The following is a 14,448-nucleotide window of genomic DNA, read 5'->3' on the forward strand; positions in this document are numbered from 1 at the left end:
TGAAGCTGGAGGTACTCGAAGGCGGCACGGCGCTGTCCGAGGCGATGACGGCCCTGCCGTCGGCGGCTCGGGTGGCTTAAACGGGAACCAGGAAAACCATGGCGACCGGATTTACACCACTAGCTGGGACTTGACCAACCGATTTGCTGTCCACTCGGGAATTGAGGCAGCTCTTCCGGTCTTCCGTCTGAATTGGTGGGTCAATAAAAGTTGGGTATCCGACCAGCATACCCAGTCTTACAGGAGAAAAGCTGGATACCTCACTTGAATACCCAACCTTTCTAAGGTAGGGTGGGGTAAATGGCTAAGACAGCCAACCTTTCTTCGTGGGGGCAGCCATGCCAATTTTAGCTAAACGACGCTGGGAGCCGGACCTCTCATTTGCCAGGAATCGAGCAGATTCCAGAAGCTTCGATTACGAAGCCTACATTCCTGATCCAATCGCATCCTGGACGTTCGACCTGCCCTTCAACTTGGCGGAGGAACTGGTCGCTACCAGCACAGCAGTTACCGAACTCCAAGGCCTCTCCACTTTCACGGGCTTGGAGTCCCTGAGTAGGCAGTTGCTCCGCGTTGAAAGCATAGGTTCCTCACGTATCGAGGGGCTGATCCTATCCCAGCGCCGCCTGGCCAGAGCCATGCTGGATCCCGATGCCGAAACTGAAACGGCGCGAGCCGTAGCAGGCAACATCCATGCGATGGAGGCAGCGATACGTCTGGCATCCGATGGGCGCGAGATCCAAATCGATGACCTGCTGACCATTCATTCAAAACTGCTCGAAAGGACCCGAGACGCTGAAATAGCAGGGCGACTACGAGACAGGCAGAACTGGATAGGCGGCAGCGATTGGAGCCCACAGGACGCGGAATTCATTCCTCCACCCGAAACGGAAGTCGAGCGCCTGCTAGAGGATCTTTGCATCTTCTTGCAGCGTGACGACATTCCCCCGATCATCCAGGCGGCGATCGCCCATGCACAATTCGAGACCATCCATCCTTTCATCGACGGCAACGGGCGGGTAGGACGCGCCCTGATCCACATCGTCCTTCGGCACCGTGGGGTGACACCAGCAGTCGTACCGCCAATCAGCCTCGTGCTCGCAACCAATGCTCAACGCTACATCGAAGGGCTGACGGCCTATCGGTCAGGTAACTTCCTGGATTGGTGCCTATTCTTCACTCGCGCCCTCTTCTCAGCAACTGAACAAGCAAAACATCTCAATGAGCACCTTGCCGCCCTGCAAGATGAGTGGCGCCGTACACTCGGCCGTCCGCGTAGGCACTCTGCGGCCGAGCGGCTAATTCAAGCTTTGCCTGCCCAACCCGTGCTCGACTTCAGATCCGCAACCAGCCTCGTCGGAGGAAGCGAAGAAGCCGTAAGAAAAGCATTGAACGAACTGGAGGCGAATGGCGTATTAGCTTGCGTGACGGTAGGCAAAAAGAAAAACCGCATTTGGGAGGCTCGCGAACTACTGACGCTTGTTGACCACTTCGAGTGGCAGCTCGCCACGCCAACACGTTTAGGGGCTCCTCGACGGCCGTCACCACAAAGGCCAGAGGATCGGGGGTAAAAAGCGCCTGGATCGAAATCGCACAGGTCTATTTTTCTGCGAAACTCCTGCGAAACAACTCGCCAAATCTGACCCAATTTCGCAAGATCTCAGAAAACATCAATAAGGCCCAGGACCCTCTCGCAGAGCGCCTCTTGACACTTCAGCTCAACTCACCTAAACTGACCAAAAGTAGCCTTTCAGTCCGTCCCAAGGAGAATGTCGGGAGTTCGAGTCTCTCCGGGGGCGCAAAGCTCAAACTCAGGCCAGAAGCTGATTCTGGCCTGAGTTTCTTTTTGCCTTTTTTCGCCCGATCGGCCCTCTTGCTCAACTCCCGATCAACAACTCAGCCGAACGGCCCTCCACCATGCTCACGTTCACCGCTTGGCGGCCCTCCCTCCGTAGAGCAAGCCTTGCAGGCCGCTCGCCACTTCCCCCTGCAAGCCCGGAAGGACTTGAGAGTACGCGTCCAGACCATAGCAACTTCGCCCCCATTGCCTCGCATGCGAGGAGCCTTGAAAGCAGGGATGCAACCTTATTCAGGAGGTAATTCCCTACCAACCGCTAATGCGCGAAAGCCGCGAACAGAGGCACCAGAAAGAGGGGTAACAGCAAGGCGGGTAAGAAGCTCGCGATTGGCATCCTCTTGATGTCCAGCAGTTGAACCGCCAAGGCAAGCAAGATCAAGCCACCGGTCGCCGAAACCTCGGCCACCACCTGCGGGGTGAGAAACGGCTGGACCAGACCCGCCGAGAGCGTCAGGCCACCTTGGACAAGCAAGATGGTGACGGCCGAGAGGCCTACCCCCCATCCGAACGTCGAAGCAAACGCGATGGCGGCCACACCGTCCAGTGCCGACTTCAAGGCAAAGATCTTGAAGGTTCCTTTCAATCCCTCTTCGAGGGCCCCGAGCACGGTCATGGCCCCTACGCAGAACAGCAGGCTGGTCGCGATGAAGCCCTCGGTGAATTGCCCCTTTCCACCGGAGAGGCGCTGCCCAAGGGCATTTAACCGTTCTTCGAGCTTCAAGGCCTCGCCGATCAGGCCACCGATGAGCAGTGAGAGCATTGGGATCAATAGCTGCTCGGTCTTGAGAGCCATCTGTACTCCGAGCAATCCGTCGACGAGTCCAAGGGCCATGAAGGCCGTCGTTTTCATGCGCTCGGTGATGCGAGCGCCAATCAGCACACCGAGTCCGGTCCCCAGGGTGACCGTTGTCATGTTCAGCAGAGTCCCCCTCAAAGCCTTACCTTTCTTGCGCCAAGTCGCGTCCAGCCTTCACTCTATAGCGTTCTCGGATTTCGTAAAAGCGGGCCCGTCAAACCTCGACGTGATCGACGGGGCGGGAACGACGCTACCCGAGGCGCTGACGGCCCTGGCATCGTCAGATCGGGTGGTCTAACACAGAGGTGAGGAATGGCCGGCGGTCGGAAATATACCACAATAATGGACTCGACCAACTTTGGGTTCTGCCTCAGCGGCGGGTCGAGAGACTTGCTGCGGGGGGGCCACTGAATATCGTGCGATCAGTCCATTCGCGCGGGGGACGCCGCCAGTACCTTCTCGCGCATGAACTGCACGAACTTGTCGGCTTCCTCGTAATGAGGGACGTGAGCGGAGTTTTCAAAGACCACCAATTCCTTGCGCGGGGCATGGAGGGCCTGGAAATAGGACTCGACGTGCGAGAGTGGAATGTTCCAGTCGTGGCGTCCGGACACGAAGAAGACCGGCATCTTCAGCTCTGGGACCGAGCGGGTCAAGTCGACCTGCATGGCCTCGGGCCACACGGTCTCCATGCTGAACATCAGCCCCTTCATGAAGTTCCACTTCTCCAGGAGCGAGTACTCACCCGACCAGAGCAGGGCATCCAGCATCAACCCCATGTTGTCCCGGCCGTAGAGGATCCCGCCCGACCTGAGGAGCCAGCTCTTCTGCGTACCGACCTTGTCCATTGCCTTGGGCCCCGTGAAGGGCGGAGGCCCGATCTCTTCGAGCTCTCGGATGGCGTCCTTGTTTTCGGTCCGCTTCGCCCAGTCGAGCACCAGATGATACGAGGCGCGCTCGCGCGCGATGCCGTCCGTCCACTGCGAGACGCCGACGTACGCGTGCACGAGCTCCGGATAGCGCTGGGCGAGGAGCGTGCCTGTGATGGTGCCCCAGGAGTTGGCGACCAGATAAACCTTGGGGGTGTTGAAACGCTCCCTCAGCTTCAGGACCAGCTCGTGCGCATCGGCGACGAACTGCTCCTGGGTCATGCTCTCTCGGGGGATCCGGTCGGAATAGGACTTGCCCGCGCCGCGCTGGTCATAGGTCACGACGACGAAGTCGTCCTCCAGGGGCGCGAAGTAGCGCCTGACCGCGCTCATCTCGGCCCCGCCGGGTCCGCCGTGAATGAACAGCATCACGGGCTTCGAGGTATCCTTGCCGCGGAGCAACACCCACTGCTTGACCCCACCTAGCCTCGTCTCCTCGAGCGAGGCGATGCTCTCGGGGAGCGGTGCCGTGTTCCGGTACTGCGAGGTATGGGCACAGCCGCTCAGGATGGCGAGCAGGGGCAGCATGGCGACGATGCGTTTCACGTTCACTTCTTCTTCCCTTCGGTCTAGCCTCGAAGCGCCTCGCGCTGGACGGACACGGGGGTCAGCCCCATGTCCCGCACCAGTGACAGCACGCGAATGCGATAGGCCACAGGAGCGTCCATGGCACCTGTGTTGCGCTCGGTTGAGGATGTGCCAACCCTACCCGAGGGCCAGGGCGTAGCGCATCCTACTAAAGTCGTATTTCGAGGGAGTAGCGATGCTCAGAGGAAGCCCATGGCACGGGCGCGAGCGTCGCAGTCGTGACCGAGAAAGCCTGCAGTAGAGTACGGCCTGCCGCCAAGGCATCGGCCGCGACCTGCTCGAGGATCGCAAGGCCGGTGGTGGGGTGCCCAAGCGCTAGTTTTCGGGGGGCAGGTCACGGGCATATAAAATCTAACGCCTGAGTGATCCTGACCGGGGGTCAGGTCAATCGGCTACGATGCGGCAGAGAGGAACCAGCAGTGCCCAAAAAAGCAAAGACAACCCCGACTCCGGCCCCGGCAACCCAGGCTCTCGAGCCGCCCAAGGTGGAAAAGCCTCTGCGCTTCTTGTGCATCGCAGGGATGGTTTCCGGTCGCCCTTTCATGAAGCAGGCCGCTGCCATGGGGCACAAGGTGATCGTCCTCACGAGCGAGAAAGGCCTCAAGCAGGATTGGCCGCGCGAGATCCTCGAGGATGTCATCGCCGTCAAGAACTTCGATGACGAGACCGAGGTCAAGAACACCATCAGTTACATCTCCCAGCGTCGCAAGATCGACCGCATCGTCCCGATGGGTGACTGGGAAGTGGAAATGAGCTGCTTCCTGCGGGAGCACATGCGCCTGCCCGGCATGGGCGAAAGCACCATGCGCTATTTCCGGGACAAGCTCGCCATGCGCATGAAGGCCCAGGAGGACGGCATCGCGGTCCCTGAGTTCGTTCACATCCTCAACCACGACGATGTCCACGACTACATGCAGCGCGTGCCGGCGCCCTGGATCATCAAGCCGCGTCTCGCGGCGGCTTCCATGGGCATCAAGGTGCTGCGCAATGACCAGGAGGTCTGGAAGAAGATCATGGAGCTGGGCGACAAGCAGTCCGGCTACTTGCTCGAAAAGTACACCCCCGGGGATGTCTATCACGTGGATTCGGTCGTCTCGGAGCGCGAGGTGCTCTTTGGATCCGTCTCCAAGTACGGCACCCCGATGCTCGACCTCAACGTGAAGGGCGGGGTGTTCACGACCCGGCTCATCGATCGCAAGAGCCCGGACTGGAAGGCCCTGCAGGAGCTCAACAAGGAAGTCATCACGAGCCTCGGCCTGGTGCGCGGGGTCACGCACATCGAGTACATCAAGAGCAAGGAAGACGGGAAGTTCTACTTCCTGGAAGCGGCCGCCCGCGTCGGAGCCGCCAAGATCCCCGATGTGGCGTGGACGGCCACGGACATTTGCCTGTGGTTCGAGTGGGCCAAGATCGAGACCTTCGGTCCCAAGTACCAGCTGGCGCCCTTCCATGAAGGTTATGCCGGCGCCATCATTTGCCTGGCGAAGGAGCAGTGGCCGGATCTCAGTTCCTTCGACGCCCCGGAGGTGACGTGGCGTCAGAAGAAGGAATGGCACGCCGGGGTCATCGTCCGATCGGACGATCCGGACCGGGTGGAGGAGCTGGTCAATGAGTATGCCCGACGCTTCGCTCAGGAGCTGATGGCTCACGCGCCGGCCAAGGAGCACCAGGACGCGACGGTTTAGCGCCGCGAGATTGGCGGGTCCCGCGAAGTTCGCGGGACCCGTTGTTGTGCCCCCATCAGGGAGGAGCGCTTGATCAGCCGAAGACCCGCCGGAGCCTGGCTCCGGCGGGTCTTCGGTCGTGGGGTGGGTGGGTTAGACCGTGACGGTCTCGGCCAGGTCCCGGAACTCCGCGATCTGATCGAAGTTCATGTAGCGGTAGATCTCGCCGGCCTTGGCGTTCACCGCCTTGACCTGCTCCAGGTACTCGCTCGGGGTCGGGATCTTGCCCATCAGGGCGCAAACCGCCGCAAGCTCCGCCGAGCCGAGGTAGACCCGGGTGTCGATCCCCAGACGGTTCGGGAAGTTGCGGGTCGAGGTCGACATGGCGGTGCTGCCCTTCTTGATCTGCGCCTGGTTACCCATGCACAGGGAGCAGCCGGGGGTTTCCATGCGGGCGCCGGACTTGCCGAGCACCGAGTAGTAGCCCTCCTCGTTGAGGATCTTGGCGTCCATCTTGGTGGGCGGGGCGATCCACAGCCGGGTCGGGATGTCGGACTTGCCTTCGAGCACCTTCCCGGCGGCGCGGAAGTGACCGATGTTGGTCATGCACGAGCCGATGAAGACCTCGTCGATCGTGTCGCCGGCGACCTCGGAGAGCAGCTTGACGTCGTCCGGATCGTTGGGGCAGGCGACGATCGGCTCCTTGATCGCGGTCATGTCGATCTCGATCACCGCGGCGTACTCGGCGTCACGGTCGGCCTCGAGGAGCTTGGGCTCGGCGATCCAGGCCTCCATGGCCTTGATGCGGCGGCTGAGGGTGCGGGCATCCTCGTAGCCGTTGGCGATCATCCACTTCATCAGGGTGATGTTCGAGCGCATGTACTCGACGATGGGCTCCGGGTTGAGCTGGACCACGCAGGCCGCAGCCGAGCGCTCGGCCGAGGCGTCCGTGAGCTCGAAGGCCTGCTCCACCTTGAGGTCGGGCAGCCCCTCGATCTCGAGGATCCGGCCCGAGAAGATGTTGCGCTTGCCCTTCTTCTCGACGGTCAACAGGCCCGCTTTGATCGCGTAGAACGGGATGGCGTTGACCAGGTCACGCAGGGTGACGCCGGGCTGCATCTGGCCCTTGAAGCGCACGAGCACGGACTCGGGCATGTCGAGCGGCATGACGCCGGTAGCCGCGGCGAAGGCGACCAGACCCGAGCCGGCCGGGAACGAGATACCGATGGGGAAGCGGGTGTGCGAGTCGCCGCCGGTGCCCACCGTGTCGGGCAAAAGCAGGCGGTTGAGCCACGAGTGGATGACCCCGTCGCCAGGCCGCAGCGAGACGCCGCCGCGGGTGGTGATGAAGGCGGGCAGCTCGTGGTGCATCTTCACGTCCACCAGCTTGGGGTAAGCCGCGGTGTGGCAGAAGGACTGCATGACCATGTCGGCCGAGAAGCCGAGGCAGGCCAGATCCTTGAGCTCGTCGCGGGTCATGGGGCCGGTGGTGTCCTGGGAGCCGACGGTGGTCATCGCGGGCTCGCAGTAGGTGCCCGGCCGGATGCCCTGATTTTCGGGCAGCCCGCAGGCGCGGCCCACCATCTTCTGGGCCAGGGTGAAGCCCTTGCTGGTCTGCTCGGGGAACTGCGGCAGGCGGAAGAGCGTGGAGGGCGCCAGGCCGAGCGCCTCGCGGGCCTTGGCGGTGAGGCCGCGGCCGATGATCAAGGAGATGCGGCCACCGGCGCGAACCTCGTCGAGGATCACGGGGGTCTTGAACTGGGACTCGGCGATCACGGCGCCATTCTTGAGCGCCTTGACCTTGGCGGTGGCATGGTCGACCTGGAGCTCGATCTCGTCGCCCATGTCCATCTGAGAGACGTCGAGCTCGACGGGCAGGGCGCCGGCGTCTTCCATGGTGTTGAAGAAGATCGGGGCGATCTTGCCGCCGATGCAGACGCCGCCGAAGCGCTTGTTGGGGACGAAGGGAATGTCCTCGCCCGTGAACCAGAGCACCGAGTTGGTGGCGGACTTTCGGCTGGAGCCGGTGCCGACCACGTCGCCGACGTAGGCCACGAGGTTGCCCTTGGCCTTCAGGGCCTCGAGCTGCTTGACGGGACCGCGGGCGCCGGGCTCCTCGGGCTCGATGCCCGGCCGGGGATTCTTGAGCATGGCCAGGGCGTGAAGGGGGATGTCGGGGCGCGACCAGGCGTCAGGAGCCGGCGAGAGGTCGTCGGTGTTGGTCTCGCCGGTGACCTTGAAGACGGTCAGCTTGAGCGAGCTGGGGACCTCGGGGCGCGAGGTGAACCACTCGCCGTCGGCCCAGCTCTGGATCACGGCCTTGGCATGGGGGTTGCCCTTGTCGGCCAGGTCCTTGACGTCGTGGAAGTAGTCGAAGACCAGCAGGGTTTTCTTCAGGGCTTCCGCGGCGGTCGCGCCGTGGGGGCCCTCGAGGGCCGCGATCAGCGGCTGGACGTTGAAGCCGCCCAGCATGGTACCCAGCAGCTCGATGGCCTTCTCGCGGGAGATCAGGGCGCAGGTCGTCTCGCCGGAAGCGAGCTGGGCCAGGAAGGTGGCCTTGACCCGGGCGGCGTCATCGACCCCCGCCGGAACCCGGTAGGTCAGAAGCTCGACGAGGAAAGCCTCCTCGCCTCGCGGCGGATTCTGGATCAGGGTGACCAGCTCGCTGGTCTGCTGTGCGGTCAGGGGGAGCGGGGGAATCCCCAGTGCAGCACGTTCGGCGACGTGCTGACGATAGGCTTCGAGCATGTGGCGTCCTCTCGAGGTTGGGGGGTAGAGACGATCGGTGTGGCGCGCTTCCGAGGCGGGAAGCAGCCACGTCAATTATATTATAGGCCTTTTCAGCGCCTGCGGGCGGCGCCAGGACAGATCCCTCAAGGGGAAGGGCGAGGAGCGCCGAGGACGCGTGAAGATCCCCCTGGCTCAGCGGATGATCCGGATCGCCGCCATGCCCTCGTCCAGGCTCGGGGGATTGAGCTGAAGGCGGTGCGCCATCTTGCGGATGACGCTTTCATCGACCGGCTTGGATCGCGTCTTGTTGCGTGAAAGGCACGTTTCGAGGCTGACGTCGAAGAGGAGAACCTCGACGTGATAGCCGAGGCTCCTGAGCAGCGCGATCAGGTTGCGGCGGTTCCGGCGGACGGTGTTGGTGTCGGAGATGACGACGTCTTTTCCCATCCGGGCGGCCCGGCGGATCCGGCGCTCGTGCTCACGGTTGATCCAGCCTTCGCGAGAGAAGTCCTCGTAGGAGCCCGTGAGCTCCAGGCGGAGGTTGTCCCGGTTGATCTCCTCGTAGCCTTCCAGGGTGGCGGCAACAGCCGTGGTCTTCCCGCAGCCTGGAATGCCGACCATGACGATCGCCTTCATGGGCCTTTTCTCCTCATCGTCAGCATATCATCGCGCCCGACGAGGGGCCCCCGAAGGCAGCGGATCGTGTCGATCAGGCCTTCTTCAGGAAGCAGGTCTTGAGAACGAGGGTCGACTTTCCTTCGCGGACCTCGATCTCCTCGGTCTTGGAGGTGAGGTGGATCTTCTTGAAGACCTGGCCCCGCTTCAGGGTGGTGGAAGAGCCTTTCAGCTTGAGGTCCTTGATGAGCAGGACCGAGTCTCCTTCGCTGAGGATGTTGCCGTTGCTGTCTTTGGTTTCCATGATGAAAGTTCCTGATAATTGCGCGTTTGAGGCTGCAAGGGGCTCGACTCACCCATCATATCGCTCCGCGCGATCGCCTGTCCATCGCGATCCGAGGCATGGAACGAGCGACGGACATCTCGTGGTAGCATGCGGCTCCATCGAAAGGAGCCCGCCCATGCCTCAGCCTTCGCGTCTTGCCACCATGCTGGAAGCCTCGCTCGTCGCCGATTCCCTGGCGCTTCCCGCCCACTGGATCTACGAGCCCGCGGCGATCGCCCGCGCCTTCGGCCGCGTCGAGGAGCTCCTGGCGCCCCCCGCGACCAGCTACCACGCGGGGCGCAGCGCCGGCGCCCAGACCCACTACGGCGATCAGGCCCTCACCCTGATGGACTCCCTGACACCCGGCGAGGGCTTCGACGCGGACGCTTTCGATGCGCGGTGGCGCGCCATGTGGACCGACTACCCCGGCTACCGCGACGGGGCCACCAGGACCACCCTGGCCAACCTGGAGGCAGGGATTCCGGCCCAGGAGGCGGGCTCGCCTTCCTCGGACCTCGGCGGGGCGAGCCGCATCGCACCCCTGCTCGTGGCCATGGCCGATTCGCCCGACGAGGCCGTCGTGGAGGCGGCCCGCGCCCAGACGGCGCTGACGCATCGCGACGTGGCGGCCTCGGACGCGGCGGCCTTTCTGGTGCGCGCGACGCGCGCGGTGCTCGACGGCGCGAGCGTGCCCGACGCCCTCCAGGCCGCGGCGCAGGCGGAATACCACTTGCTGAGCGTGGCCTCGCACCTCGAGGCCGCGCGCGCCGCGCTGCAAGCGGGGAGCACCGAGGCCGTCCAGGCCCTCGGGCCCGCTTGCGGCGTGGAGGGCGCCTTTCCTGCCATGCTCGCCCTCGCGCTGGCCCATCCCGGCGACCTCGAAGGGGCCCTCATCGCGAACGTGATGGCCGGAGGCGATTCGGCGGCGCGCGGCCTCGGCCTCGGGATGATCCTGGGCGCGGCGCCCGGGGCGGTGGTGCCCGCGCGCTGGCAGAAGGCATGGCTTGCGCGTCCGCGGGTGGAGGCCTTCCTGCGCGCCCAGGCGAGGCGCTAGTATCAAGATTTCTTCACACCGATACCAGCCAAGCTTGGGTATATTGCCGATTGATGAAACCAAAAACGGATGAAGCGTCGGCTGATACCATCGAGCGTCACTCGCTGATCACGGCGGCCCTGCGGCAGATGGCCCTGCGCGTCGGGATCGTCGTGCTGCTCGCCAGCGCGTTCGGCTACACCCAGGTGGCAGGCCAGCGCGAAGGGAGCGTCAAGCTCGAGCTCGAGCAGTTCGTCACCGAGCGATCGCGCAGCGAGAGCCAGTGGTTCCAGTTCATCGTCGCCAAGCAGCACCAGTGGCGGGATGACTTTCTGGCGCGCTACCGCCGCGAGCCGGACCGGAAGAAGGTCGCCGACTTCGAGCGGATCTTCGAGGTCGCGCCCGACGGCACCCAGCGCATCCGGGCCCCCTTCTTCGGCGGGACGCGCGAGGCCGGCGGGCTGCCCACGCGGCACGTCTCGGCCTTCGCCGAGTCGAACGTCGCCCCGAGCCAGGAATTCAGCCATCGCAAGCTCGCCGCCTTCGAGCTGCTCGGGCAGTTCGGCCAGGTGCTCGCCGGTGGGCGCGAGGCCAGCCTCTCGGCGGGGGCGCCCCCCTTCCTCAACCTCTACTTCCTGGCCCCCGAGAAGAGCCTGCTCCTCTACTGGCCGGGCCTGCGCTGGAGCCCGTCGGCGGACTTTCACTTCCAGGGGCACGAGTACTACGACCTGGGCCTGCCGGCGACCAACCCGCAGCGCGAGACCCGCTGGACCCGCACCTACCGCGACGAGGTCGCGCAGGTCTGGATGACCTCCTGCATCACCCCCATCGACCAGGGCAAGCGCTACCTGGGGTCGATCGGGACGGACATCTCGCTCCAGCGCCTCATCGACGGGGTGTACGAGCGCCACCTGCCCGGCACCACGTCCATGCTCTTCAGGAAGGACGGCCGCCTCATCGCGCACCCCGCGCTCTCGGAGGAGATCACGCGGCGCAACGGCGACTTCCGCATCGATCGCGACGCGGACGCGCCCACGCGCGACCTCTTCCGGCTGGTCATGGCGCGGCAGGGAAAGACGGTGCTCGACGACCCCCGCCACGATCGCCTGGTGGCCGTCGGACGCATCGCGGGGCCCGACTGGTACCTGGTGGTCGTCTACCCCAAGCGCCTCATGTGGGCGAGTGCGGCCCAGGCCGCCGCGGGCGTCCTGCTCGCGGGGCTGATCGCCATGCTCGTCGAGATCGGCCTGATGGGGGCCGTGCTGCGCGGCAAGGTCGCCCGCCCCCTGCGGCGCTTGCTCGATGCCACCCGGACGGTGAGCCGCGGGGACCTCTCGCCGCAGGCGATGCAGGCGCTGCCGACCGGGGCCGAAGACGAGATCGGGACCCTGGCCAGGGCCTTCGCCCGCATGACCGCTCACCTTCGAGAGGCACGCGAGACCCTCGAGGCGCGGGTCGAGGCGCGCACCGCCGAGCTCGAGGCGGCCAACGCCGAGCTGAGCCACCAGGAGCGCCAGCTCCATGTCCAGTACGAGCAGCTCAAGGAGCTGGACCGCCTCAAGAGCAACTTCGTGAACTCCGTCTCGCACGAGCTGCGCACGCCGCTCACCTCCATCCGCGGCTACGCCGAGTTCCTCGAGGAGGGCATCGGCGGGCTGCTGACCTCGGACCAGACGCGCTTCGTGTGGCAGATCCAGATGGCGAGCCAGCGCCTGGAGGGCCTGCTCAACGACCTGCTCGACTTCGCGCGGATCGAGGCGGGGACCTTCACCCTGCGCCACTCCGAGCACGAGCTCGCCACGAGCACCCAGGAGATCGTCGAGAGCTTCCGACCGCTCGCCGAGGATTCGCGGGTCTCCATCCGCCTGGAGACGCCCGACACCCCACTCATCGCCTGGGTGGACCCTCAGCGCATCGCCCAGGTCCTCACCAACCTTCTATCCAACGCCGTCAAGTTCAGCCCTCCGGGCGGGGTCGTCCGCGTCCGGCTGCTGGACGAGGGGGATCGCGTCCGGTGCGAGATCGAGGACCAGGGAGAGGGCATCGCCGAGGCGGACCTGCCTCGCCTCTTCCTGCGCTTCTCGCAGCTGGAGGCCGGCCTCAAGAAGGGCAAGGGCACGGGGCTCGGCCTGAACATCAGCAAGGTGCTGGTCGAGGCCCACGGCGGGGAGATCGGGGTGCGCAGCGCCCCCGACAAGGGAGCGTGCTTCTGGTTCACCCTCCCCAAGGCTTCCGAGGCCGTCAAGGAGCTCGCCTGACCCCGAAATCCCTCGCTCGATCGTGTTCGCCTGGTGACTCCCGCGGCGCGCCCTGGCACCATTGCCCCGCACGCCACGCGCGGGAAGGGGGCGCCCATCATGAAGAAACGGTCTGGCAGCGCCATGGGATGGCTGGTCGCGGCGGGAGCGGCCTATCTGGGGTGGAGGTTGCTCGCTCGCCGCGCCCCCGAGTCGCTCGACGGACAGGTGGTGCTCATCACGGGCGGCTCGCGGGGGCTCGGCCTGCTCTTGGCGCGCGAGTTCGCGCGGCAGGGCTGCCGGATCGCCATCTGCGCGCGGGACGAAGCGGAGCTCGAGCGTGCCCGCCGGGATCTCGAGGCCAGGGGGGCCGAGGTGCTGGCGGTGCCCTGCGACGTGGCCGATCGCGCCCAGGCCGAGCGCCTCGTCGCCATCACCGCCGCCCACTACGGCGCCATCGACGTCCTGGTCAACAACGCTGGGATCATCCAGGTCGGGCCGGTCGAAACCATGACCTTCGAGGACTTCGAGCGCATCATGGCCGTCAACTTCTTCGGGGCGCTCCACACGACGCTCGCGGTCCTGCCCCGCATGCGCGCGCGCCGCTGCGGCAAGATCGTGACCATCGACTCCATCGGCGGCCGCGTCTCGTCGCCCCACCTCTTGCCCTACCACTGCGCCAAGTTCGCCCTGCGCGGCTTCTCCGAGGGCCTGAGGGTCGAGGTCGCCAAGGACGGCATCGCGGTGACGACCGTCCTGCCGGGCCTGATGCGGACCGGCTCCCCGGTCAATGCCTGCTTCAAGGGGCAGCAGGCCAAGGAGTTCATCTGGTTCGCCCTCGCCGACTCGTGGCCCGGCCTCTCCCAGGACGCGGAGCGCTCGGCGAGAAAGATCGTCGAGGCGACCCGCAAGGGGGTTGGCGAGGTCACCCTCAGCTGGCAGGCCTTGCTGCTCGGGATCGCCCACGACGTGTTCCCGAACCTCGCCCTGGATGCCTTCGCCCTCCTCAACCGCCTCCTGCCCGGAGCCGACGGCGCGGGTACGGCGGCGGCGCGCGGCATGGACCTCGAGATTCCGAGGGCCCTGCGGCTCTTGTTCCTTCCCCTGGAGCGCGAGGCCGCGCGGACGAACCAGCTCGGTGGGGAGCCGGAGGGCATGCCTGCCAGATCGGCGGCGGCGGGTCAGGCCAAGGAGCCTGAGGGACGCGGCGCTTGACGATTTCTGATTTTAGAATTATTCTAAGGCCATGAAGAAGACCTCTTGCCTCTCGCCCGATCAGATCGAGGTGGTCCTCAAACAAGCGGGGATCAACCCGACCGCGCAGCGCATCGCGATCTGCCGCTTCGTGCTGTGCGAGGCCGACCACCCGTCGGCCGAGACCATCAAGATCTGGGTCGATCGCCACTTCCCCAAGATGAGCCTGGCGACGGTCTACAACACCCTTCGCATCCTGGTCGAGGCGGGGCTCTTGCGCGAGCTCAAGCTGCCGCACGTCGAGAGCGCCCTCTACGACAACAACCTCACGGACCACTACCACTTCTACGACGAGGCGACCGGGGAGCTGCTCGACATCCCCCCCGAGCGCATCACCTTCGACGCCGCGCTCGACCCGAGCTTCCGGGTCAGCGCCGTGGAGGTCCTCCTGCGCGGGACCCGCAGCGCCTCATAAGTAG

General features: G+C 64.9%; 11 protein-coding genes. 6 read left to right on the forward strand and 5 right to left on the reverse strand.

All coding sequences use genetic code 11. The features are described 5' to 3' along the window. Nucleotides 1-338: 338 nt before the first annotated feature. Entirely contained in the window at nucleotides 339-1,571 is a 1,233-nt protein-coding gene (locus V6D00_15845) for a Fic family protein (protein ID HEY9900651.1), read from the forward strand. Nucleotides 1,572-2,114: 543 nt separating this feature from the next. Here the strand turns inward: V6D00_15845 and V6D00_15850 are convergent. Then, the gene (locus tag V6D00_15850; protein HEY9900652.1) at nucleotides 2,115-2,792 is read right to left on the reverse strand and encodes a DUF554 domain-containing protein; all 678 of its coding nucleotides are present in this window, start codon (nucleotides 2,790-2,792) and stop codon (nucleotides 2,115-2,117) included. A gap of 284 nt (nucleotides 2,793-3,076) precedes the next feature. Then, nucleotides 3,077-4,129 (reverse strand): alpha/beta hydrolase, encoded by a 1,053-nt coding sequence (locus tag V6D00_15855; protein HEY9900653.1) that lies wholly within the window; start codon nucleotides 4,127-4,129, stop codon nucleotides 3,077-3,079. A 584-nt stretch (nucleotides 4,130-4,713) separates the two neighbouring features. Between V6D00_15855 and V6D00_15860 the strand changes: the two genes are divergently transcribed. After that, the gene (locus V6D00_15860; protein ID HEY9900654.1) at nucleotides 4,714-5,856 is read left to right on the forward strand and encodes an ATP-grasp domain-containing protein; all 1,143 of its coding nucleotides are present in this window, start codon (nucleotides 4,714-4,716) and stop codon (nucleotides 5,854-5,856) included. Between the two features lie 132 nt (nucleotides 5,857-5,988). Here V6D00_15860 and acnB read toward each other — a convergent pair whose 3' ends face one another. The 3 genes from acnB to V6D00_15875 form a co-directional block, all read right to left on the reverse strand. Further along, nucleotides 5,989-8,583, reverse strand: a complete 2,595-nt coding sequence (gene acnB / locus V6D00_15865) for a bifunctional aconitate hydratase 2/2-methylisocitrate dehydratase (GenBank protein ID HEY9900655.1) — start codon at nucleotides 8,581-8,583, stop codon at nucleotides 5,989-5,991. A gap of 174 nt (nucleotides 8,584-8,757) precedes the next feature. Next, the gene (locus tag V6D00_15870) at nucleotides 8,758-9,201 is read right to left on the reverse strand and encodes an AAA family ATPase (GenBank protein HEY9900656.1); all 444 of its coding nucleotides are present in this window, start codon (nucleotides 9,199-9,201) and stop codon (nucleotides 8,758-8,760) included. Between the two features lie 73 nt (nucleotides 9,202-9,274). Beyond that, nucleotides 9,275-9,484: an alkylphosphonate utilization protein gene (locus tag V6D00_15875; protein ID HEY9900657.1), complete on the reverse strand. Its 210-nt coding sequence runs from the start codon at nucleotides 9,482-9,484 to the stop codon at nucleotides 9,275-9,277. Nucleotides 9,485-9,641: 157 nt separating this feature from the next. Between V6D00_15875 and V6D00_15880 the strand changes: the two genes are divergently transcribed. The 4 genes from V6D00_15880 to V6D00_15895 all read left to right on the forward strand — a co-directional run bounded on the left by V6D00_15880 (nucleotide 9,642) and on the right by V6D00_15895 (nucleotide 14,444). Further along, complete coding sequence (locus V6D00_15880) at nucleotides 9,642-10,559, forward strand: ADP-ribosylglycohydrolase family protein (protein ID HEY9900658.1); 918 nt, start codon at nucleotides 9,642-9,644, stop codon at nucleotides 10,557-10,559. 53 nt (nucleotides 10,560-10,612) lie between these two features. Next, entirely contained in the window at nucleotides 10,613-12,796 is a 2,184-nt protein-coding gene (locus V6D00_15885; protein ID HEY9900659.1) for an ATP-binding protein, read from the forward strand. A gap of 99 nt (nucleotides 12,797-12,895) precedes the next feature. Continuing rightward, entirely contained in the window at nucleotides 12,896-13,990 is a 1,095-nt protein-coding gene (locus tag V6D00_15890; GenBank protein ID HEY9900660.1) for an SDR family NAD(P)-dependent oxidoreductase, read from the forward strand. A 31-nt stretch (nucleotides 13,991-14,021) separates the two neighbouring features. Further along, nucleotides 14,022-14,444, forward strand: a complete 423-nt coding sequence (locus tag V6D00_15895; GenBank protein ID HEY9900661.1) for a transcriptional repressor — start codon at nucleotides 14,022-14,024, stop codon at nucleotides 14,442-14,444. Nucleotides 14,445-14,448 lie beyond the last annotated feature (4 nt).

Origin of the sequence: Pantanalinema sp. (assembly GCA_036704125.1) — a bacterium.
Taxonomy (GTDB): Bacteria; Cyanobacteriota; Sericytochromatia; order S15B-MN24; family UBA4093; genus JAGIBK01.